This window comes from Klebsiella grimontii, assembly GCF_900200035.1.
Classification (GTDB): Bacteria; Pseudomonadota; Gammaproteobacteria; order Enterobacterales; family Enterobacteriaceae; genus Klebsiella; species Klebsiella grimontii.
On the sequence record NZ_FZTC01000019.1, the window covers coordinates 772,882 to 795,198 of the forward strand.

19 protein-coding genes and 1 other RNA gene are annotated in these 22,317 nt (G+C 54.6%); 7 read left to right on the forward strand and 13 right to left on the reverse strand.

The window, feature by feature from the left end; genetic code table 11:
- Positions 1 to 343 precede the first annotated feature (343 nt).
- The 5 genes from KOSB73_RS18475 to KOSB73_RS18495 are packed head-to-tail and all read right to left on the reverse strand — an operon-like array spanning position 344 to position 5,672.
- On the reverse strand, positions 344 to 856 hold the full coding sequence (locus KOSB73_RS18475; RefSeq protein ID WP_098065645.1) for a fimbrial protein: 513 nt from the start codon (positions 854 to 856) through the stop codon (positions 344 to 346).
- An 11-nt stretch (positions 857 to 867) separates the two neighbouring features.
- Positions 868 to 1,815 carry a fimbrial protein gene (locus tag KOSB73_RS18480; RefSeq protein WP_049130945.1) on the reverse strand — a complete coding sequence of 316 codons (948 nt, stop codon included), beginning with the start codon at positions 1,813 to 1,815 and terminating at the stop codon, positions 868 to 870.
- Positions 1,816 to 1,817: 2 nt separating this feature from the next.
- Entirely contained in the window at positions 1,818 to 4,361 is a 2,544-nt protein-coding gene (locus KOSB73_RS18485; protein ID WP_098140784.1) for a fimbria/pilus outer membrane usher protein, read from the reverse strand.
- Between the two features lie 44 nt (positions 4,362 to 4,405).
- Positions 4,406 to 5,083 (reverse strand): fimbrial biogenesis chaperone, encoded by a 678-nt coding sequence (locus KOSB73_RS18490; RefSeq protein ID WP_098140786.1) that lies wholly within the window; start codon positions 5,081 to 5,083, stop codon positions 4,406 to 4,408.
- 58 nt (positions 5,084 to 5,141) lie between these two features.
- Complete coding sequence (locus KOSB73_RS18495; RefSeq protein ID WP_082237049.1) at positions 5,142 to 5,672, reverse strand: fimbrial protein; 531 nt, start codon at positions 5,670 to 5,672, stop codon at positions 5,142 to 5,144.
- Positions 5,673 to 6,104: 432 nt separating this feature from the next.
- Here KOSB73_RS18495 and KOSB73_RS18500 point away from each other — a divergent pair, with 432 nt between their 5' ends.
- Positions 6,105 to 6,764: a winged helix-turn-helix transcriptional regulator gene (locus KOSB73_RS18500; RefSeq protein WP_004132909.1), complete on the forward strand. Its 660-nt coding sequence runs from the start codon at positions 6,105 to 6,107 to the stop codon at positions 6,762 to 6,764.
- Positions 6,765 to 6,843: 79 nt separating this feature from the next.
- Positions 6,844 to 7,473, forward strand: coding sequence for a helix-turn-helix domain-containing protein (locus tag KOSB73_RS18505; protein ID WP_004132907.1), 630 nt, complete (start codon positions 6,844 to 6,846; stop codon positions 7,471 to 7,473).
- A gap of 516 nt (positions 7,474 to 7,989) precedes the next feature.
- On the opposite strand, the gene KOSB73_RS18510 is transcribed toward KOSB73_RS18505, so the two are convergent.
- From KOSB73_RS18510 to ydiJ, 3 genes are all read right to left on the reverse strand, one after another.
- Positions 7,990 to 8,238: a GlsB/YeaQ/YmgE family stress response membrane protein gene (locus KOSB73_RS18510; protein ID WP_004102935.1), complete on the reverse strand. Its 249-nt coding sequence runs from the start codon at positions 8,236 to 8,238 to the stop codon at positions 7,990 to 7,992.
- A 336-nt stretch (positions 8,239 to 8,574) separates the two neighbouring features.
- Positions 8,575 to 8,985 (reverse strand): 1,4-dihydroxy-2-naphthoyl-CoA hydrolase, encoded by a 411-nt coding sequence (gene menI / locus KOSB73_RS18515; RefSeq protein ID WP_064342832.1) that lies wholly within the window; start codon positions 8,983 to 8,985, stop codon positions 8,575 to 8,577.
- Complete coding sequence (gene ydiJ, locus KOSB73_RS18520) at positions 8,982 to 12,038, reverse strand: D-2-hydroxyglutarate dehydrogenase YdiJ (RefSeq protein ID WP_098140787.1); 3,057 nt, start codon at positions 12,036 to 12,038, stop codon at positions 8,982 to 8,984. Before ydiJ ends, menI begins: the two co-directional genes overlap by 4 nt.
- Before the next feature lie 203 nt (positions 12,039 to 12,241).
- Here ydiJ and ydiK point away from each other — a divergent pair, with 203 nt between their 5' ends.
- Both ydiK and rprA read left to right on the forward strand, forming a co-directional pair.
- The gene (gene ydiK, locus KOSB73_RS18525) at positions 12,242 to 13,363 is read left to right on the forward strand and encodes an AI-2E family transporter YdiK (RefSeq protein WP_064342833.1); all 1,122 of its coding nucleotides are present in this window, start codon (positions 12,242 to 12,244) and stop codon (positions 13,361 to 13,363) included.
- A 213-nt stretch (positions 13,364 to 13,576) separates the two neighbouring features.
- Positions 13,577 to 13,684, forward strand: an RNA gene (gene rprA, locus KOSB73_RS18530) — antisense sRNA RprA.
- Between the two features lie 79 nt (positions 13,685 to 13,763).
- On the opposite strand, the gene ppsA is transcribed toward rprA, so the two are convergent.
- Positions 13,764 to 16,142: a phosphoenolpyruvate synthase gene (gene ppsA, locus KOSB73_RS18535; RefSeq protein WP_049088739.1), complete on the reverse strand. Its 2,379-nt coding sequence runs from the start codon at positions 16,140 to 16,142 to the stop codon at positions 13,764 to 13,766.
- Between the two features lie 342 nt (positions 16,143 to 16,484).
- Here ppsA and ppsR point away from each other — a divergent pair, with 342 nt between their 5' ends.
- The 3 genes from ppsR to hemP all read left to right on the forward strand — a co-directional run bounded on the left by ppsR (position 16,485) and on the right by hemP (position 18,864).
- Complete coding sequence (ppsR, locus tag KOSB73_RS18540; RefSeq protein WP_004119141.1) at positions 16,485 to 17,318, forward strand: posphoenolpyruvate synthetase regulatory kinase/phosphorylase PpsR; 834 nt, start codon at positions 16,485 to 16,487, stop codon at positions 17,316 to 17,318.
- A 154-nt stretch (positions 17,319 to 17,472) separates the two neighbouring features.
- The gene (aroH, locus tag KOSB73_RS18545; protein WP_098140817.1) at positions 17,473 to 18,519 is read left to right on the forward strand and encodes a 3-deoxy-7-phosphoheptulonate synthase AroH; all 1,047 of its coding nucleotides are present in this window, start codon (positions 17,473 to 17,475) and stop codon (positions 18,517 to 18,519) included.
- Positions 18,520 to 18,684: 165 nt separating this feature from the next.
- Positions 18,685 to 18,864 (forward strand): hemin uptake protein HemP, encoded by a 180-nt coding sequence (gene hemP, locus KOSB73_RS18550; RefSeq protein WP_162685329.1) that lies wholly within the window; start codon positions 18,685 to 18,687, stop codon positions 18,862 to 18,864.
- A 34-nt stretch (positions 18,865 to 18,898) separates the two neighbouring features.
- Here hemP and selO read toward each other — a convergent pair whose 3' ends face one another.
- The 4 genes from selO to KOSB73_RS18570 form a co-directional block, all read right to left on the reverse strand.
- Positions 18,899 to 20,341 (reverse strand): protein adenylyltransferase SelO, encoded by a 1,443-nt coding sequence (gene selO / locus KOSB73_RS18555; RefSeq protein ID WP_024357887.1) that lies wholly within the window; start codon positions 20,339 to 20,341, stop codon positions 18,899 to 18,901.
- Positions 20,342 to 20,467: 126 nt separating this feature from the next.
- Positions 20,468 to 20,932: an NlpC/P60 family protein gene (locus KOSB73_RS18560; RefSeq protein WP_004134084.1), complete on the reverse strand. Its 465-nt coding sequence runs from the start codon at positions 20,930 to 20,932 to the stop codon at positions 20,468 to 20,470.
- A gap of 81 nt (positions 20,933 to 21,013) precedes the next feature.
- On the reverse strand, positions 21,014 to 21,763 hold the full coding sequence (btuD, locus tag KOSB73_RS18565) for a vitamin B12 ABC transporter ATP-binding protein BtuD (protein WP_049088741.1): 750 nt from the start codon (positions 21,761 to 21,763) through the stop codon (positions 21,014 to 21,016).
- Complete coding sequence (locus KOSB73_RS18570) at positions 21,763 to 22,314, reverse strand: glutathione peroxidase (RefSeq protein WP_004134072.1); 552 nt, start codon at positions 22,312 to 22,314, stop codon at positions 21,763 to 21,765. The genes btuD and KOSB73_RS18570 overlap by 1 nt, the downstream gene beginning before the upstream one ends.
- Between the last annotated feature and the right edge of the window lie 3 nt (positions 22,315 to 22,317).

The window sequence follows — 22,317 nt, forward strand, 5'->3', positions numbered from 1 at the left end:
GCTCTTTTTATAAGCATAGACCCTGACAGGAGAGATATCGGAGATGGAATAAATTGTTCAATACTTTGATTAATAATGTATTTCATGGGGTGGAAGGCAGAAGTTGCTGGAAAATTAAAATATGCATCGAAAATACCTATTTTTGAGATAGATGATTTGCCTTGCATACAACCCGCCGTGGAAGGCAACAGACTTACCGTCGCCTATTACGGGTAGAAAAGTGGGAGCTTTACCGGCTATGAGGCCGAAAAGGCCTGACTAACGGCGGGAATAGAACGACGCAGCGTCACGACGATTGCATAAAAAAATACGTAACCGGCGTCGCGCTGACACGGTTGCCGGTTTAATTGTACTGTAGCGTCATGACCACAACGGCACTCACGCTGCCGGGCGTCGCGCCCCCTGACATCGATTTAACCGAGGCCTGCATGGCCAGGGTGGCGGTTCTGTCTGCCGCGATGTTGCGCATAATACTGGAACCCGTCCCCTTTAGCGCGCCGCTGCCCGCCTCGCTCATCGCGATCGCCACGTTTGTTGCGGTACCGCTATTCATATAATAGTCAGGGCCGGCAACCGGATCCGGGTTTCCGGTGAAGGAGGCCGTTACGCTGCGCGTTCCCGCCGGGCAGTTGGTAAACAGCAAATTAAAGGCCACCGGGTCGGAGGATGACCCTGGCGTAACCATATTTGTTGCCTGAATATCGCCAAGATTGACATTGAGGTTGCTATTTCCGCCATTAAATATACAGGGCGAGGCAACAATATTTCCCGTTACGCCTACGCTCACGCTGTCGGCAGAAAACGCTTTCCAGCACAGAAAAGCCAGAAGAAGCATTTTTTTGTGGGGTATTTTCATTTTTTCACCTGTTACTGGTACGTCAAATTCAGCGTGGCGGTCGCGTTTGCCGAGCCTGACTCAACGGACGTTAAGGTCTGGTAATAACGGGCCGTCAACGGCAGCGTTTCCTGGCCGCCCGCAGAGCGTTTTAATAACAGCGGGCTATTGATAGCCAACGGAGCGCCGTTATATAAAAGCTGGACTCCCACGCCTTTTGCCGTCCCGGCGCTGCCCTGCCCCGTTAATGCCATGACGCTGGTATCGGCAACGTCCGGATGCTGTACGCCGCTCAGCGATACATTAATATTGGTTCCGGCGCTGCAGCTTAATCCCAGATTCTGCGTATTCTGCGCGCCCGCAGGCGTGGTGCCGACGGCCGAGCCGAACGTTGCCGCTGAAATATCGCCAATCGGGAAGGTCAGTTGAGACGTCGTGATATTGCAGGCCAGCGCGTTAATGGTCCCATCGGTGAGTTTGGTGGTCAGGCCGTCACGGTAGACGCCGTCGCTGCCCTGTAGCGTCACCACGCCGATCGTTCCCGGCGTTAATGCGCCCGACGACACCTGGCCGGTGACCACCAGCTCAATTTTACCGCCCCACCACTCCACGTAGGAGGACTGCGCTTCATAAGAAAAGGTATTACTCGGGTTTTCAAAGTAATTCCCGGAAGAGAAGCGAATACCAATCCCCGCGACATTGGTGGCGTAAACATGATTACCGTAGCTACTCGGCGTCGCGCTAAGGTAGCGCATGCTAAACCCAAGCATTAATGGGTTGGTGCATCCGGTTAAATAAGAGCTGGTTATCGTCGCGTTACGAGAAAAAATAACCGTTCCGACCGGCGCATCACGCTGTACGGTAAGGGTTCCCACAGACAGCGTGGAGAGCTGCGGGATAATTGTCGTGCAGGTTCCGGCACGCGCGCTATTCCATCCGGCCATTAAGCCGAGCAAAATAACAGAATAAATCAATCTCATTTTTAACGTTCCTGATGACAACTGGCGCTAACTTCGGTTATTCCAGCGTAGGTTGATTGTTGCGGCAGGCTGAAATCAGCACGGCACTGTTGGCTGGACTGGCGGCCCCATGTTGCGACTATCGCCCCCTGTTCGGGCATTCCGCTTAAAAAAACCTGGCCGCGATCGCCGACGATAAAGCTGCTTTGATTACCATCAGCAAGCGTCACCACGGCGCCAAACGGCACAAAGTGGTTATTGTCCGTTAAGGTCATGAGTACCCGGCGCCCCACTTTTGCAAGGTAATCGGCCCTCACCACCGCGCCTCGCGTCGGCGTGACCGTATCGGTGTTGATCTCCAGCTCGACATCATCAGGCATACTTTGCGGGTCGAGCGTCAGGTCGTTTTTCCGATAGACGGAAATATTGCTGACCACCGTATATCCCCGGTAGTCGGTGCGCGCGCCGGGTTGATTGCGAATATTCACGCCGTACGCGCCGGGAGCTTTGATTAAGACGTTGGTTTCACCGAGCGGTTGAGAAAGCGTGATGCCGTCGGCGTGGGCGATAACGCCGCCCTGCAGACCATAATTAAGCCGCTCGCTATTTCTGTCGTAGCTATAGCCCGCCGTCACTTCGCCGTACGTGGCTTTATAGTCACCGTTCATATTGCCGATGTAACCCACGCCATTCGTACCGTAACCCTGCTGTACGTTCCAGTTCAGCGAGTTGTTTTCCAGCGCGACGCCGTTGATGCCGATGTTGTGCGTCGTTCCGTTATTCTTGCTGGCGTTCATGCCATAGCTGGCCCACGTTTGCGGGAGGAATTTCTCCAGCGGTACGCTGACGTTAAACGCCAACTGCTGGTCATGGTCGCTGTTTCGCCCGCGCCCGCCGTCGTATGACGCAGCGCTGCCATTTCTGCTGTATGTCCAGGTCAGGCCGTAGCTAATATTGCGCCAGTAGTTGTTGTATCCGACGCTCCAGGAAGCCATCGACCTGGCGGAATTCCAGTAGTCTTCCCGCGCCGCGCTGAGGGTAAGCGACCCCAGCTCACGACTCAGCGTCTGGCTCATCGTCAGCTCCGCGCGGTTGCGCCTGCGCTCCTGCAGCGCGCTGCTGTCGCCATATGAATCGAGGACTTCCTGCATCCCGTAATAGCCGCTGGTCGAATAGCGGTAGCCCGCAATGGAAAAGTGGGTCCCGGTCCCGGCGAAGTTTTTGCTATAACGCGCTCGCCAGGATTGGCCCTGTGATTTTTCCGTTTTATCCGGCGTTGACCAGCCCTGAGTAACGTCGGCGGAGATAGCGCCTAACGCTCCCATATTTTTGCCCACGCCAAAGGCAAGCGACTGGTATTTGCTTGACTCTTGCAGGCCGCCATAGAGGGTAATGCCGTGCTGCAGACCATAAATTGCGGTGGCTTGCCCGAAAGGAATCTTATCCACGCTGCTGTTATAGGAGCGGTATTGCCCGCCGGTGATGGCGTATTTTAAGCGCCCTTCCCGCTGCAATACCGGCAGCGAGGCGTAGGGCAGCGTGAAGTGCTGTTCGCTGCCATCGGCTTCTTTAATCGTCACGTCGAGGTCGCCCGCGCCGCCGGTGGGATACATATCCCTAATCTCAAACGCCCCCGGCGCAACGTAGCTTTGGTAGATCTGATAGCCGTTCTGGCGCACCACGACCTGCGCATTGGTTCGAGCAATACCGCGCACCACGGGCGCATAGCCCTTAAGAGAATCCGGTAACATATCGTCATCTGACGCCAGCTGGCCGCCGCGAAACGGCATACTGTCAAACACATCGGCAGGCGCGGAGCTGTCCCCGACGGTAAGCTGGCCTTTCAGCGGAATAATGGCGCGCTGTGCGTAGGTATAAACGGTATCCCATTTATCCTGGCCGGAGGATTCCCGTGACCAGGTGGTGTAGTTGCGAAAACGCCACGGCCCGATATTGATACCCGGACGCAGGTTCGCATACTGGCTGTCGCTGCTGGCGCCTTGACCCGTTTTCGCCCAATTGTTTGCTCCGCTCAGGCTGTAATTGAGCATGGCCGCAGTAATCCCCTCATCCCACATTTCCGGCGGCACATAGCCCCTTGCCGGCAGGTCGATCGCCGCCTGGGGAATGCTGATGACCAGCCGCTGGGCGCCAAACTGAAAATCGGCGCTGGCCTGCGGAATCGCCTGGAGATTGGCGCAATCACTTTCTTCTACCGCCAACTGGGGAAAAAGATCGGTTTTCACGCCCCACTGTTTTAAGAGTTCAATGCTCAAACAGGGCTGTAATGCTTCACTACCGTCAGCGGTCTTTGCCATCGCAAATGGAATATCCCGGGTATCCATTAGCTGGTCATCAAGAATAATATCCACGTGGTATGTTCCCGGCGCCTGGGAGCCAGACTCGAAAGCCGATAAATCCGCTTTGCCCACCCCGGGGTTATCCAGTTCTACCAGCGCCGTATTAAACGAATCACTGGCATACAGCTCCTGTGAAATACCGGTAAACGCGAAGGCGATAAGCGTCGCCAGACGCGCAGGTCGCAATTTATTATTTTTTATTGTCATCACTATTAACCTATTTAACGCAGGACGGGCCATGTGTTCAGGGGTTACAAGTTGGCTTGATGTGATGCTCCGGGGCTACCATAGTCATTAATGATTTTAAATGTCAGGGCATTACCGGCGGCCCCCTCCGGCAATGGGAACCGGGCTGTCGAAGCAGGCAAAACATACGACACCTGCGCCAGCGCTTTCCCGCCCACGCTAATTTCATTGAAGTTAATGACGTAAGGCGTTGGGTTATTCACCTGAAGTTCATCGCCGCTTCTTTGCCAGGTGAGCTTATTCGCCTGTTCTTCCGGCGTTGACCCACGAAGAGTGACGGGTCGGTAAATCAGTTTGATCCGTGTTTTCACGGCAATTTGCAAGGAGTTCATCTGCTTTGATGCCGAGGGAATTGCTTTAATATTCACCCAGAACAAGCTTTCTTGCGTTTGAGGCAGTGAACCTGTCGCGACAATTCGTTCATTATTTTTTTGTCCGCTATCCAGACGGTACAGCGGAGGCGTAATAATAAAAGGCGTTTTACCAGCCCCCCCGTCTCGCTCATCTATCCATGATTGAATTAAATAAGGCGTCGGGTCAGGATTATTAACGCTGATGGAGGCTTCTTTTTTCGCACCATCGAAAATGATCCGCGTGCCGCCAATAATAACTCCGGCGATAGCGCTCGCCTGCATCAGCGTTAATATTGTCATCGCCAGGCCAAATGTTCTGATAAAACGCATTTTATACCTCTTAAAACAAAGGGGCCGGGCCGGCCCCCTACTGATTACTGCAAAAAACTTAGTTATAAACTACGGAGAAGTTAGCGACCGAGTTAGCTGGACCGGCGACCACCGCCGCATTAGTCGATTGATACTGAGCATAAAAATTCAGCGTATTATCAGCGGTGCTGCTGAGAGTATAAGAATAACCGTTGCTGCCGTGCAGAGGCAGGTCGGCTTTATCCGCCGTCATTAGGTTAATTGCGACGCCGGTGGCAGCGCCAGGAACCGACGAATCAATTGCCAGCAGGCTGGAATTGCTTAAATCGGGGGTTCCATCGAAGCGCACTTTGGCATTGATAACAGTTGCCGGACAGTTTTTCAAAATAATATCGAATTTCGTCGCGGCGGTTCTGGAACCGGCTGCCGGGAATTCAGTTTTATAATAATCGCCCAACACCACGACCTGATTTTTAGACGCGACATCGATGTCGCAGGCGGCATCCAAAATATTGCCATTAAAATTAACGGTACCCGCTGCTGCGAAAGCATGACTCATAGATAATGCAGAACCTGCTGCAAGCATAGCAATAACAATTGTCTTTTTCATAACGCCATATCCTGTTTTACTTTATTGACATTCAGGCAAAACACTTAATGTCCGCATCTTGCCATTGCTTTAATATATTGCAGGGAACCAGTGGTATATCACTCACCACTGAAACGCTTTATTCAAACCGGATTACCCCTGCCGACGAGACAAAATTTATACAACTATTTTTCAGCACACAATCTATTTCGCGGTCTACCCGTAGACTCAAAGTTAACAAAAATAAAACAATTAAATTAAGGAACTCCTTAATCAAACGTCTCCCAGTCTATTTTTGGACCAAAACACAAAAACAATTAAATCAATTAGTTAAGAGAGAATTCATGATCGGTCTATTAATAGACCTGACGTAAACATTCCCTGAAATGATGTTTTTTAAGATAATTCCCAGCATCGATCAAAAAACGATCGCATAAGTTAGTGAGGTATCTTATGAATACGCGAATTATTCCTGAACTCTGCAATGAGCCTGCTGAGGTTCTGAGTATAAAACCCTTTAAGCACATTGAAAGGTTAATCGATAATATTCTGCCGCATGCCGAGAGGCGAATTGTATCAAAAGGCGATATCGTCCATTATTACGATAATGAAGTTCGGCAGTGTTTTTTACTTATCCACGGCAGCGTTGCTTTGCATCGTCGTGGCGATGGTATTGTTTTAAACTCCGAGTCATCGCCCTTTCTTCTCGGCGTATGTAGCCAGTTTTCCTCCGAACGCCTGTATGTCAGAGTTCTGGAAACATCGGAAATCGCGGCCGTTTCGCTGGACTGTTTTAATCGCGTGGTGGCGCAGCAAAATCTATGGGAGCATTTTTCAAAGCTGCTGATCTATACCGCATCACGGGTCTATGAACATTGCGCCCAGATATCGCAAATGTCGGCCTACGATATCATCCGCTTTCAACTTGTTGAATTAATGCAAGAGCCCGAAGCTATCAGGAAAAATACCACCGCGGCGGCCTATATCAAAAGCCGAACCTATCTTTCCCGCAGCGGCGTGATGCGCATTCTGGCGGAGCTAAGAACGGGTAAATACATAACGATGGAACGCGGCGTACTGATCGACATCCACCACCTACCGCGGAAATACTGATTGTGCCATTAACTGCGGGGGTGGCAAGAGATAAGCGCAAGGTTATAATAAGTCCGATCCTCTTCAGGAATTTCTGACTATGTCATCGGCAAAGCAAGCATTTCGCGGCTCACCTTACGCACAGGAGTTTATTTCTCATTTACAGCCATACTGCACTCCGTACAGTACAGGGCGTGGTGAGCGATTTGACCTTCAGGTGAAGGGTCAAGGGATGTGTTATCTCATTCTTGAAGGGACAATAGCGTTATACCGCAGAAGTGACGATATGATGCTTTCCACTTCGCGCAGCCCCGCGATTTTCGGCCTCGCTAACCTGACGGACATTTACTTCAATGATTATTTTAAAACCGTCACGCCGTGCCTGATTGGCGTTCTTACCACCGATCGCGTCGAGGAAATTATTAAAGAGAAGGCGCTATGGGGATTACTTTCTAAACAGCTGATGTTTGTCTATAACCGCCTCTATCACAACGTCATGCCCCAGGGGGCGCCAACGGCCTACGAGATGATTCGCCAGCAGTTGCTCAGGCTAATGGAGGAAGAAGCGGATTATCGGCACAGCGTGACGGCTGAACGTTATATCCGGGAGAAAACCCAGCTTTCCCGTAGCGGCGTTATGCGCATTCTGGCCGATCTAAAAACCGGCGGCTTCATCGAAATGGAAGAGGGAAAACTGATAAAAATCAACAAGCTTCCTGCTAAGTACTGATTAACAGGATTGAGCGTGCGCTCTTCTCTCAATCCGGTCGCCAGCCCAATGCATTCATGAAACGAATTCTATTCGTTTTCATTATAAGTATTGTCGTTTCACAAAAATAAAGATTTATTCACTGCTGGCTGGCTCATGTAGAATGCGCTGCTAAATTTCCTTCATCTTTTAACGCAATGTCGCAACGGCGACCGTTCGGGAACCTGTGTAGTACTGAATTATGGAAATAGAAACAGATGTCATGTCGATGTGTATGGTCGTATTGTTAATTATTAGCGTTTTGCTCGATTAACCTCTTCCCTCGAAAAATCCGTGAGCCTCGCCGTCGCCGGACAGATCTTTATATTGATAAAGGAACAGGCCCTGGCCGACGTCGTACCGGGCCGGTGAGCGCATATTGGGTCAAGGATTCAGAGAGGCGATATTGCCCGGACAGGCATTGGCAGGATATTAAAAAGGCTGCCGACAATGGCGGCAGCCTCTTCACTTTATGGCATAGCTGATACGGTGCGCGAATTAGCTCCTGATCTTCCTGTAGATAAACAGGACCACCAGCGCGCCAATCACCGCCACGACAAAGCTGCCGAAATTAAAACCATCTACACGGCCAAAGCCGAAGAAAGTACTAATCCAACCCCCGACAACTGCACCGATGACACCGAGAATTACGGTAACGATAAATCCGCCGCCGTCTTTCCCCGGCATAATCCACTTGGCTAAAATACCGGCAATAAGGCCAAAAATGATCCATGAAATGATACCCATAGCTAACTCCATCCTCTCGTTACTTGTAAATCTCTGGTATATAAAAGATTAGCATAATTATTAGTGATGTTTGAGAAATTTATATTTGATATTTATATACTTGCCATCGAAGAGATAATGGTCTACGCCCTGCGAGCGTGGCGGCCAAATAAGCAGCACGCGTAGGCATCGCGCCGCGGGCTATTAAACTTGCGCGGAACGGAGATATACCAGGAATTTTCGTATGAATAGTTGAAGTGGCAACGCAATGAGGCTTAGTAAAAACGTCCGGGCGTTTCGATGATAGTTGTTCCGGGGATACAAAAGCTGTAAGGGGGGGAATCCCCCCTGGTTAACTTAGATCACGGCGGTGGTTAGCCGTGACGAACAGCAAAGGCGCCCCTGTTGATCAGAGATTTCGATTTGCCACACCTGGTGACGGGCGCCAATATGCAGCGCCCGGCACACGCCGCGAACCCTGCCGCTGCGCACCGAACGAATGTGGTTGGCGTTCACCTCCAGCCCCACCACCTTCTGCTCGCCTTCGCTGCACAGATAGCCCGCGACCGAACCTAACGTTTCCGCTAAAACCACCGACGCGCCGCCGTGCAACAAGCCAAACGGCTGATGGGTGCGGCTATCTACCGGCATGGTGGCAATGATGGCGTCGTCGGTTATCGCCTCGAAGCGGATATCCAGCAGACCGACCATGTTCCCCTCGCCCATCGCGTTCAGCTGTTCCAGGGTGCTGTGACGTTTCCAAATCATCCCATAATCTCCAGTAGCGCCTGCAGCGGGTGGCGTACGCCGCTGCCTTCAATACGCTTCACCTGGCTACGACAGGAGTAGCCGGTGACCAGGCAGCGATTGCGCGGCAACCGCTCCATCGCCTGCTGCCACGAGAGCGCGTAGATCGCCAGCGAGTTGGCGTGGTTCTTCACTTCATGACCGTAGGTACCTGCCATGCCGCAGCAGCCCACGCTAACGTTTTCCAGCTTCGCGCCAAAGCGGGCGAAGATATCCGCCCACTGCCGGGTGGACGCGGGAAGCGCCGTCACCTCGGTACAGTGGCCAAACAGATACCACGACTCGCCGCCTTTATCCTGGGCCGCGGTTTCCGACAGCGCCTGAGGCAGCCACTCGTGCACCAGCATGACGCGGAAATCGCCGCGCTTGTCGCCGAGGACCTGGTTATATTCATCGCGGTAGCAGAGCACCAGCGCCGGATCGACCCCCACCATCGGCATGCCGAGCTCGGCCACCCGGTTAAGGAAATCGGCGGTTTTCTGCGCGGTGCGCGCGAATCGCGTCAGGAAGCCCTTAATATGCTGCGCCTTACCGTTTGGCGAAAACGGCAGCAATACCGGCTGGTAGCCCACCTTCTCAACCAGGCGAACAAAATCGGCGACCACCTGCGCATCGTAGTAGCTGGTAAACGGATCCTGAACTACCAGCACCATTTTCGCTTTCTGCTCTGCGCTCAGTTCTTCCAACTGCTCCAGCGTGGTATTCGCCGAACGGTGGCCAACCATCTGCTGCTTCAGCGACGGCACGGAGAGCAGCGGGAGATCGACCATACCGATATGCTTTTCCGACAGCTTGCGCATCCACGGCTGGTTAATAAAGAAGTTAAAGGTCTTCGGCGCATGCGCCATCAGCGGCGCGTAGGATTCAACCGTCGCCACCAGATGGTCGCGGACCGGGCGCAAATAGCGGCTGTGGTAAAGCTGGAGGAAACGCGAACGAAACTCCGGGACGTCAATTTTAATCGGGCATTGGGTCGAGCAGGCTTTACAGGCCAAACAGCCGGACATCGCCTCCTTAACCTCATGAGAGAAATCGTACTCTCCCTTCCGCGCGTGCCAGCTATTGCGGGTACGTTCCACCAGGGTACGCAGGCTGGCGCGCTTTTCCGGCAGGTCTTTTTCCAGCTGATTGGGGTCGATACCGCGGTCCGCCAGCAGCCGCAGCCATTCGCGCACCAGCGTAGCCCGGCCTTTCGGCGAGTGGATACGGTGATTGCTGACCTTCATCGACGGACACATCGGGCTTTTGGCATCAAAGTTGAAGCACAGGCCGTTGCCGTTACACTCCATCGCCCCGCGCCATGAGCTGCGCACAGCGATGGGAATCTGCCGATCGAATGTGCCGCGCTTAACCGCATCCACCTTCATCATCGGCGCGTCAACGCCTTCAGGCGGGCAGATTTTACCCGGGTTAAGGCGGTTATCCGGGTCAAAGGCGGCTTTAATCTTGCGCAACTCGCCAAATAACGCTTCGCCAAAGAACGCCGGACTATATTCGGCGCGGAAGCCTTTCCCGTGTTCCCCCCACAGCAGGCCGCCATACTTAGCGGTTAACGCTACGACGTCATCGGAGATCCGCTTCATCAGCATCTCCTGCTGAGGATCGCACATATCCAGCGCCGGACGCACGTGCAGCACGCCGGCATCCACATGGCCAAACATGCCGTAGCTCAGCCCGTGGCCGTCGAGCAGCGCGCGAAATTCCGCAATATAGTCGGCCAGATGCTCCGGCGGCACGCAGGTATCTTCGGCGAACGGTATCGGCTTGGCGGCCCCTTTGGCATTACCCAGCAGGCCGACCGCTTTTTTACGCATCGCGTAGATGCGCTCCACGCCGTCGAGATCGTGACAAACCTGCCAGCCGATGACGCCCGCTTCGTTGCGCGATATCAACTCATCCAGACGCTGGCACAGCGCCGTCACCTGGCTATCAATCAGCTCGACGTCGTCACCGGCGAATTCGACGATATTCAGCCCCAGCATCTCTTTATCCGCCACGTCGGTAATGAGCTCGTTGACCGAATGCCAGACGATATCTTCGCGCGCCAGATTAAGCACTTTCGAGTCGACGGTTTCGACCGAGAGCGCCCTGGCTTCAACCATAAACGGCGCGTTACGCAGCGCGGAGTTAAAGGAGTCGTACTTCACGTTGACCAGTCGACGCACTTTCGGCAAACGGGTGATATCCAGCCGCGCTTCGGTGATAAACGCCAGCGTCCCTTCGGAACCGGTCAGAATGCGGGTGAGATCGAATTCGCTCATCTCGTCATTAAAGACGTGGCGCAGATCGTAGCCCGTGAGGAAGCGGTTGAGTTTGGGAAATTTATCGATAACCAGCTGGCGCTGCGCTTTGCAGCGCTGATAGACAGTGCGGTAAATACGCCCGATAGCCGACTGCTGAGCGCTTAGCGTTTCCGCCAACGCTACCGGAATCGGCTGGGTATCAAGAATGTCGCCGCCGATCAGCACCGAGCGCACCCCCAGCACGTGGTCGGACGTTTTGCCGTAGACCAGCGAGCCCTGCCCGGAAGCATCGGTGTTGATCATCCCGCCAAGCGTGGCGCGGTTGCTGGTCGACAGCTCCGGCGCGAAAAAGTAACCGTATGGCTTAAGGAATTGATTAAGCTGGTCTTTAATGACCCCGGCTTCCACCCGCACCCACCCTTCTTCCGGGTTGATTTCTATAATGCGGTTCATATAGCGGGACATATCGACGATGATCCCGGCGTTCAGCGCCTGACCGTTGGTGCCGGTACCGCCCCCGCGCGGGGTAAAGATCAGTGATTTAAAACGTTCTTCCGCCGCCAGCCTGGCCAGCAGAGCCACGTCCGCCGTGGAACGAGGGAATATAATCGCATCCGGCAACAGTTGATATACACTGTTATCAGTCGCCATCGTTAGCCTGTCGGCATAGCTGGTGGCGGTATCCCCGGTAAAACCTTGTTGCTCCAGTACCTGCAAAAAATTCAGCACCAGTTGAACGACACCTGGCGCTTGAGAAATCTGTGGGATCATGACGCTCGACCCTGCCTGACTATGTTGTGTTGTAAGTGATTAAACGTTTGCGTAGTGCCCTCAACTTTTTATCACATTTTTTTCATATGCGCCCGCCAGAATTAAGGGCAAAATCAGGCGCGCGAACATATTGATATTATTATCAGTACATGGAATTACGCTGCGTCAGCCTTTTGACGCGACTGCAAAGGTAAAACTTCACTATGATTAACCCCAATCAGCCCCGGGACATACCGCAAGTTCTGCTGTCGGTGCTGTTTTTGTCCCTGATTATTATTTCCTGTCTGTGGGTCGTGCAGCCTTTTATCCTGTCATTCGCCTGGGCCGGTACCGTGGTTATCGCCACCTGGCCGGTACTTTTGCGCCTGCAGCGCCTGCTGTTCGGCAAGCGCGCCCTGGCGGTGCTGGTGATGACGCTACTGCTCTTTTTACTGTTCGTTATCCCCATTGCGCTGCTGGTCAATAGCCTGGTCGATAACAGCACGCCATTAATAAAAGTGATTACCAGCGGCAACTTTACGCCGCCGGACCTGGCGTGGCTAAATAGCGTTCCGCTAATCGGCGATAAGCTGTATACCGGCTGGCATAACTTACTGGAGATGGGGGGAACGGCGATTATGGTCAAAATTCGCCCCTATCTTGGCACCACCACCACGTGGTTTGTCGGCCAGGCGGCGCATATCGGCAAGCTGTTGGTCTATTGCGGACTGATGCTGCTGTTCAGCGCCCTGCTGTACTGGCGCGGCGAACAGGTCGCCTATGGCTTCCGTCATTTTGCCACCCGCCTGGCGTCCAAACGCGGCGACGCGGCGGTGATCCTCGCTGGACAGGCGATTCGCGCCGTAGCGCTGGGGGTGGTCGTTACCGCGCTGGCCCAGGCGGTGCTTGGCGGTATTGGCCTTGCAGTCAGCGGCGTGCCCTACGCCGCGCTGCTCACCGTGGTGATGATCTTCACCTGCCTCGTACAGCTGGGACCCCTGCTGGTCCTGGTACCGTCAATTATCTGGCTGTACTGGAGCGGCGATACCACCTGGGGCACCGTGCTGCTGGTCTGGAGCTGCGTCGTCGGCACCATGGATAACTTTATTCGTCCGCTGCTGATTCGCATGGGCGCCGACCTGCCGATGATTCTGATTCTTTCCGGCGTTATCGGCGGTCTGGTGGCGTTCGGCATGATAGGACTGTTTATCGGTCCGGTACTGCTGGCGGTCTCCTGGCGGCTGTACGATGCGTGGGTTAACGAAGCGCCGCCGCCGCCGAAAGACCCCGATCTGGTGCTTGAAGAACTGAGCGAGCTGAATACGCGAGCCTCGCAGGAGAAGTAAGCGAAAAGGCGGGGAAACCCGCCTTTCCCCATTGCGCCCGTGATAGCCATCGAGCGGGACAATCTAAAATATTAAGAAATACTAATCTATCTCTCACCGCATCCCGCATTCCTCTGCCTGCTAACCCTATTTTCTGCACAGATTCTTTACCTTAATTTAACTATTGAGAGGAATCCGATCGACGCAAAAAGCCTCAGTGCCTAGTATTAGCTCACGGTTATAAATCAACATATTGATTTATAAGCATGGAAATCCCCTGAGTGAAACAACGAATTGCTGTGTGTAGTCTTTGCCCATCTCCCACGATGGGCTTTTTTTTGTCCGTTTTCTGCTCCCCCCCAAAAAAAATCCCCGCCACTGCTGACGGGGATGGTCTTTTTAGCGAGAATCCGGCGCGAACTTACTTATTCAATTCCGCCAGGCCGAGCCAGGTTTGCACGACCGTATCCGGGTTCAGAGACAGGCTATCGATCCCCTCTTCCATCAGCCAGGCGGCAAAATCTTCGTGGTCGGACGGACCCTGCCCGCAGATACCGACATATTTGCCCTGTTTCTTCGCCGCGCGAATGGCCATCGACAGCAGCGCTTTCACCGCATCGTTACGCTCATCGAACAGTTCGGAGACCACGCCGGAGTCACGGTCCAGGCCCAGCGCCAGCTGCGTCATATCGTTAGATCCGATAGAGAAGCCGTCGAAGTATTCGAGGAACTGTTCAGCCAGCAGCGCATTCGATGGGATTTCACACATCATAATCAGCTTCAGGCCGTTTTCGCCGCGCTTGAGGCCCTGGCGTTCCAGCTCTTCAACTACCGCTTTTGCCTGCGCGACGGTGCGGACAAACGGCACCATGATTTCGACGTTGGTCAGCCCCATGTCGTTACGCACCCGTTTAACCGCTTCACATTCCAACGCGAAGCAGTCGCGGAAGCTTTCGGACACATAGCGGCCGGCCCCGCGGAAGCCCAGCATCGGGTTCTCCTCTTCCGGCTCATAACGTTCGCCGCCGACCAGATTGGCGTATTCGTTAGATTTAAAGTCGGAAAGACGCACAATCACTCGTTTCGGGAAGAATGCCGCGCCCAGCGTCGAGATCCCTTCCGTCAGGCGACCGACGTAAAACTCTCTCGGCGAGTCGTAGCCTTTCATCAGCTCGCGGATTTCGTTCTGCAAACCCGGCTCCTGATCGTCAAACTCCAGCAACGCGCGCGGGTGGACGCCGATCATACGGTTGATGATGAACTCCAGTCGCGCCAGGCCTACGCCTTCGTTCGGCAGGCAGGCAAAGTCAAAGGCGCGGTCCGGGTTGCCGACGTTCATCATGATCTTCAGCGGCAGATCCGGCATCGTGCCAACGCTGGAGCTCTTCACGCTGAAGTCGAGGATTTCGGCATACACGTAGCCGGTATCACCTTCCGCGCAGGAGACGGTCACGTTCTGGTTTTCCTGGATGCGATCGGTGGCGTTGCCGCAGCCAACCACCGCCGGGATCCCCAGCTCACGCGCGATAATCGCCGCATGACAGGTACGCCCGCCGCGGTTGGTGACGATCGCCGCCGCTTTTTTCATGATCGGTTCCCAGTCCGGGTCGGTCATGTCGGTCACCAGCACGTCGCCGGGCTCGATGCGGTTCATTTCGCTGATATCGTGAATGACCTTTACCGGACCCGCGCCGATGCGATGGCCGATAGCGCGCCCTTCCGAAATAATCTGTCCTTGCGCATGGAGGGTATAACGCTCCATGACCTGGCCGCGCGAACGGACGGTTTCTGGACGGGCCTGCACGATAAATAGCTTACCGGTATGACCATCCTTCGCCCACTCGATATCCATTGGGCGGTTGTAGTGTTTTTCGATTTGTAGCGCCTGCTGCGCCAGCTCCTGCACTTCCGCATCGGTCAACGAGAAAACGTCGCGCTGCGCCTGCGGCACGTCTTCGATACGCACCTGCTTGCCGTGCTCCTGGGTAGGGGCGTAAACCATGCGGATCTTTTTCGACCCCATGGTGCGGCGGACGATGGCCGGACGGCCCGCTTCCAGCGTCGGTTTATGGACGTAGAACTCATCGGGGTTGACCGCCCCCTGCACCACCATTTCGCCGAGTCCCCAGGCGGAGGTGATAAACACCACCTGGTCAAAACCGGATTCGGTATCGATGGAGAACATCACGCCGGACGAGGCCAGATCGGAACGGACCATCCTCTGCACCCCGGCGGAAAGCGCCACCCCGCGATGATCGTACCCCTGATGCACGCGGTAGGAAATGGCGCGATCGTTAAACAGCGAAGCAAACACGTGCTTCACCGCGACGAGCACGGCGTCAAAGCCCTGCACGTTAAGGAATGTCTCTTGCTGACCGGCGAAGGAAGCGTCCGGCATATCTTCCGCCGTCGCCGAGGAGCGCACGGCAAAAGAGGCCTCAGCGTCATCGGCGGAGAGCTGGGTATAGGCATCACGAATCGCATTTTCCAGTTCGCTCTGGAACGGCGTATCGATGATCCACTGACGGATCTGTGCGCCCGCTTTCGCTAATGCGGAAACGTCGTCAATGTCGGTTTCATCCAGCAGTTCATAAATGCGCTGGTTAACACCGCTTTGGTCCAAAAACTGATTAAAGGCATCAGCGGTGGTGGCAAACCCGTTCGGTACGGAAACGCCCATACCCGACAGATTTGTAATCATTTCACCAAGGGAGGCATTTTTGCCCCCAACCCTGTCTACATCATTCATGCCGAGTTGGTTATACCAAAGCACCAGCGGTGACGAGCCATTGTTGGACATCGAGACAATCCTTTTGTGATTTAATACCAGTGATAAATAATTCACGATCGACTACGAGATTTATCCTGACATATTTATCCAGCTGAAAGAAACGGTGAATCGTTCAAGCAAATTATTTTTTCGTTTTTAGGATTCTTTGCCAGATATAGCTAAGCTAATGATTCTTCAGAAATCTGATGAAATTTGATACAAAAGATACGCGGTTGCGAAAAATGAACTCACCTTTTCATTAAAAATAAAAATAGCGTTTCATTTTTTAAATATGAGACAAAGCCTGGAGCGTTATGCTTAAATTTAATATCAGCTTTCAGACAATTAAACTCATTATACCGGATGGTCAAAATGGAAAGTGCTGTAGATCGCCACGTCTTTTATATTTCCGACGGTACCGCTATTACGGCGGAAGTTCTGGGTCATGCGGTCATGTCGCAATTCCCGGTCGCCACCAGCAGCGTAACCCTGCCGTTTGTCGAAAATATCAGCCGCGCGCGCGCCGTGAAGGAGCAAATTGACGCGATTTTCCAGCAGACCGGCATTCGACCACTGGTGTTCTACTCCATCGTGCTGCCGGAAATCCGCGACATCATCATACAAAGCGAAGGCTTTTGTCAGGATATCGTTCAGGCGCTGGTGGCCCCCCTGCAGCAGGAATTGCGCCTTGACCCGACGCCCATCGCTCACCGAACCCACGGCCTGACGCCGGGCAACCTCAACAAATACGACGCGCGCATCGCCGCTATCGATTATACCCTTGCCCACGATGACGGCATTTCGCTGCGCAACCTCGACCAGGCCCAGGTGATCCTCCTCGGCGTTTCGCGCTGCGGGAAAACCCCTACCAGCCTGTACCTGGCGATGCAGTACGGTATCCGCGCCGCCAACTACCCGTTTATCGCCGATGATATGGACAATCTGATTCTTCCGGCCTCCCTCAAGCCGCTACAGCACAAGCTCTTCGGCTTAACGATCAATCCAGAGCGCCTGGCGGCCATCCGCGAAGAGCGACGCGAAAACAGCCGCTATGCTTCTATGCGTCAGTGCCGGATGGAAGTGACCGAAGTCGAAGCGCTTTACCGCAAAAACAAGATACCTTGCCTGAACAGTACCAACTATTCCGTGGAAGAGATCGCCACCAAAATCATGGATATTATGGGGTTAAGCCGCAGGATGTACTAACACACTAGTACATTATTGAAAATTTGTTTATGCTATCACCCGTGGCCTATACAGGATCATGCCCTGCTCTTGCAATAAGCGGGGATTGGTTTATCGTGATGCGCATCACTTCCCGGCATTTTCGCCGCGGAAGAAACAGATTTTTGAGACCCCAATGAATAAAACAGACGAATTGCGTACCGCGCGCATTGAAAGCCTGGTAACGCCCGCGGAACTGGCGCAACGGCATCCTGTGTCTGCCGAAGTAGCAGCTCACGTCTCCGCTTCGCGCCGCCGCATTGAGAGAATCCTCAACGGTGAGGACCGTCGCCTGCTGGTGGTGATCGGTCCGTGCTCCATCCACGACATTGATGCGGCGATGGAGTATGCGCGCCGCCTGCAGGGCATGCGCGAACGTTACCAGCCGCAGCTGGAAATCGTGATGCGCACCTATTTTGAGAAGCCGCGCACGGTGGTCGGCTGGAAGGGGCTGATCTCCGACCCCGACCTCAACGGCAGCTATCGGGTGAATCACGGCCTCGAGCTGGCGCGTAGCCTGCTGCTGCAGGTCAATGAACTGGGCGTACCGACCGCCACCGAGTTTCTCGATATGGTGACCGGGCAGTTTATTGCCGACTTGATAAGCTGGGGCGCTATCGGCGCGCGTACGACCGAGAGCCAAATCCACCGCGAAATGGCCTCGGCGCTCTCTTGCCCGGTGGGCTTTAAGAACGGTACCGATGGCAATACCCGTATCGCCGTAGACGCTATCCGCGCTTCCCGCGCCAGCCATATGTTCCTGTCGCCGGATAAGCAGGGGCAAATGACGATCTATCAGACCAGCGGTAATCCGTACGGCCATATCATTATGCGCGGCGGCAAAAAACCAAATTACCACGCTGCCGATATCGCCGCAGCCGGTCAAGCGCTGGCTGAGTTCGACCTGCCGGAACAGCTGGTGGTGGATTTTAGCCACGGCAATTGCCAGAAACAGCACCGCCGTCAGCTGGAGGTGTGCGCCGATATCTGCCAGCAGATCCGCGCCGGCTCGACCGCTATCGCCGGGATCATGGCCGAGAGTTTCCTTCAGGAAGGCACGCAGAAGGTGGTCGCAGGCCAGCCGCTGACCTGGGGGCAGTCGATTACCGATCCCTGCCTGAGCTGGGACGATAGCGAACGGCTGCTGGATGAATTAGCCGCCGCAACCGCCACTCGCCTGTAGTTCCCCCTCCCCGCCGTCTCCGCGGCGGGGTTATTTCCCGCCCTCGTCCGCTCGTTCACCGGCTAAATCGGCTATTTCGATAAATAATGCTTGCCGTGAAAAACAACATTATTGATAATGATTATCATTGTTACCTTGATTTTTATTTTTAGTGCTATGACGCGTATGGATAACACTGCCACAGCAGAAAAAACTAAAGACAATGCCCCGTACCCTGTTCCAACGGACAGAGAGATAAGCAGCCGCACATTATTAGGCAGCGAGGGACGGGTAGTGATTGAACACGGCGGTCAGCGCTACCTGCTGCGCCAGACTCATTCAGGTAAGCTGATCCTGACCAAATAATTATCCCCGCCGATTAAGGCAGGGATAATAACGACTAGCTGGAACAGCTCACCTCAAGACGCCTTCCCCAGTCAGGAGGACGATTGACATAATCATCCGTCCTGTCGATAAAAGGCTGGGATAGCGCATTATGCAGACGTTCCAGCTCGCTCATATCTCCCTGCTCCGCCAGTTCAATTGCCCGCTGCGCCAGCCAGTTGCGCAGCACCAGCGCCGGATTCACGCTGCGCATCCGCGCCTGCCTTTGCGCATCGTCAACCTGTTCATCACGCAGGCGCGCGCGATAATCGGCAAACCAGCTATCGAAGGTCTCGCGGTCGATAAACTCATCGCGTAGCGGCGAAGCGGCGCTCTCTTGCTCGCTGGCGCTGAGCATTCGGAAGGTCCGCGTATAGTCGCTGCCTTCGCGCGCCATTAAGGCAAACAGACCGTCCAGCAGCTCGTTATCCCCTTTTTGCTGGGTAAACAGGCCAAGCTTGTCGCGCATGCGGCGGCCATATGCCGTGAGCAGCGCGTGCTGGTAACTATCCAGCGCGCCGTTCAATAACTCCGCGCTGATAAACGGCGACAGCGTCTGCGCCAGCCGTTGCAGATTCCATAGCCCTACCGCCGGCTGATTATCAAAGCTATAGCGCCCCTGATAATCGGAATGGTTACAGATAAATCCCGGCTGGAAATCGTCAAGGAAACCGTATGGACCGTAGTCCATCGTCAGGCCGAGGATCGACATGTTATCGGTATTCATTACCCCGTGCGCAAAGCCGACCGTTTGCCAGCTGGCAATCATTTCAGCCGTTCGGGCGACCACGTCGCTGTACCAGGCAATGTACTTATCCGCTTCATTTTGCAGATGCGGCCAGTGGTGACGGATCACGTAATCCGCCAGCTGCTGCACTTTGAGCGGCTCGCGGCGGTAGTAGAAGTGCTCAAAATGGCCAAACCGTACGTGGCTTTCCGCCAGCCGCATCAGCATCGCCCCGCGTTCAACGGTTTCACGGTATACCGGGGTGTCGCTGGCCACTATCGCCAGCGCGCGAGTGGTGGGAATGCCCAGCGCATGCATTGCTTCCGAGGCCAGCCCCTCGCGGATCGTTGAGCGCAGCACCGCCCGTCCGTCCCCCATCCGTGAATAGGGAGTGAGCCCGGCGCCTTTCAGGTGCCAGTCAAAGCGACGACCGTCCGCGAGCTGCTGTTCGCCGAGCAGAATGCCGCGCCCGTCGCCGAGCTGCCCGGCCCAGGAGCCGAACTGGTGGCCGCTGTAGACCTGCGCCAGCGGCGACATTCCCGGCAGCAGCGTTTCGCCGCCCCATACGCCAGCGCCCTTCTCCGGGCTAAATAACGACTCGGCGACGCCCAGCGATCGCGCCAGCGGCGCGTTGTGCCAGACAAGCCGCGCATTCTCCAGCGGCGTGGGGGCTAAAGCAGTGTAAAAATCCGGCAGTTCATCACGCCAGTGGGTAGTAAAAGACAGGGTCATGGTTCCTCCTGCCTTCAGTGTAGTGCTTTCAACAAATTATTAACACGGGGCGAGTACGGGGTTATTGCCATAATAAGCCGCACGGGGATTGTGCGCGCTTCTGCCATTGCCCGGTGGCGGCTGACGTTAGATCCTTCGCGCCTGCCAGAATTTTTTATGCCAGTAGACATTATCCAGCGATGAGCGCGTCACGCCCTGGCTGGTGGAGGCGTGGATAAACTGGTTGTCCGTGTCGTAAATACCGACGTGCAGACCGCTCTCTCCGGAGCCGGTCTTGAAAAAGACCAGATCGCCGGGCAGCAGTTCGCTCTTATCAATTTTGGTGCCGATCTCCGCCTGCTCGCGTGTCTCACGCGGTAGCTGCAGCGCGAACTTATCGCGAAAGGTCATTAACACAAACCCGGAGCAATCAACGCCGCGCGGCGACATGCCGCCGTAGCGATAAGGCGCTCCCCGCCAGTTCCTTAACTGCTCATTCAGGTTGGCCACAACGGTAATCGAATCAGCCAGCCGTGGATTTGGCGGCGGCGCCCGGTGACTGCTACAACCCGCCAGAAATAACGCAACACACAAAACGAGCCAGAAACGCATCTCAGACGAATCCTCTGTTCCTTATCCTGTTAGCAGAATAATTTAGCTTGTTTATCAATTCGCTGGCAAGCTGACTGAGTGCTACTGTGACGGAACGAGCATAAGATGACCAGCCACCTCGACTCTCTGGAAGTCCATGGCGTAGGCGGCGGTTAAGTTTTCTTCGTTAAGGACTTCAGCGGTACTACCGCAGGCGATGGTTTTCCCCCGGCAGATAAGCCAGGCGCGATGGGCATGCCGGAGGGTATGATTAAGGTCGTGGCTGCTCATCACAATAGCAACCCCGGATGCGCAGAGCTCATTTAATACGCGATCGAGCGCGGACTGCTGCGCCACGTCCAGGCTGTTCATTGGTTCATCCAGCAAGAGCAATTGCCCGACCGGATTAGCCTGCCGATGAATCTGCAGTATTACCGCCGCCAGCCGCACGCGCTGCCACTCCCCACCAGAGATGTGATTCACCTGGCGCCCAAGCTTATCGCCTAAGCCCAGTTTCTCCGCGATAGCCGTCAGCAGGGCGTTTTGCGCGTCGTTATGCAGATGCAGCGACAGATAATGCCAGACCGGCATCGCGAAAGGCGGCATCTGGTGTTGGCTTAAATAGGCCCGATGACGCGCCAGCTCCTGAGCAGGCCAATCCTTCAGAGGGCGTTCATTCAGTTTGACCCGCCCCGGTCCGGTAGAAAGTCCCGCCATACGCGCCAGCAGCGTGCTTTTCCCCGCGCCGTTTGGCCCCACCAGATGAATAATCTCTCCCGGCCGGATATCCGCTGAAAACGGCGCCAGCCGCCCCGCCTCTTCTACGTCCTGTAGCTGCATCAAAAACGGCATTATTTCGCTAAAGCTCCTTTAATGGCGGCCACCAGTTGGGGGTCATCCGGCGTCATATCCGGTGAGAAACGACCGATAACCTGTCCGTCCCGGCCAATGAGGAATTTTTCAAAGTTCCATAGAATATCATCGACATACAGCGGCGCCCTGCCTTTACTGGCCATGCGCTCATAAAAACCGCTGCCTTCCGGCGCGACGGCCTGCGGGGCGGCATCAACCAGCTTCTGATATAGAGGCGCGCGATGCTCGCCGTTGACGTCAATTTTGCTGAACATCGGGAAAGTGACGCCGTAGGTGGTGCTACAGAAGGTTTTAATCTCTTCTTCGCTGCCCGGCTCCTGCCCCAGGAACTGGTTGCACGGGAAGCCCAGCACGCTAAAACCTTCGCTTTCGAACGCTTTTTGCAGCGCTTCCAGCTGCTCATACTGCGGCGTCAGGCCGCATTTTGAAGCAACGTTAACGATCAGCAGCACTTTGCCCGCCCATGGGGCAAGCGTTGTGGTTTCACCATCGATGGTGGTGACTTCAGTATTGAGAATATCGTGTTGCATAGC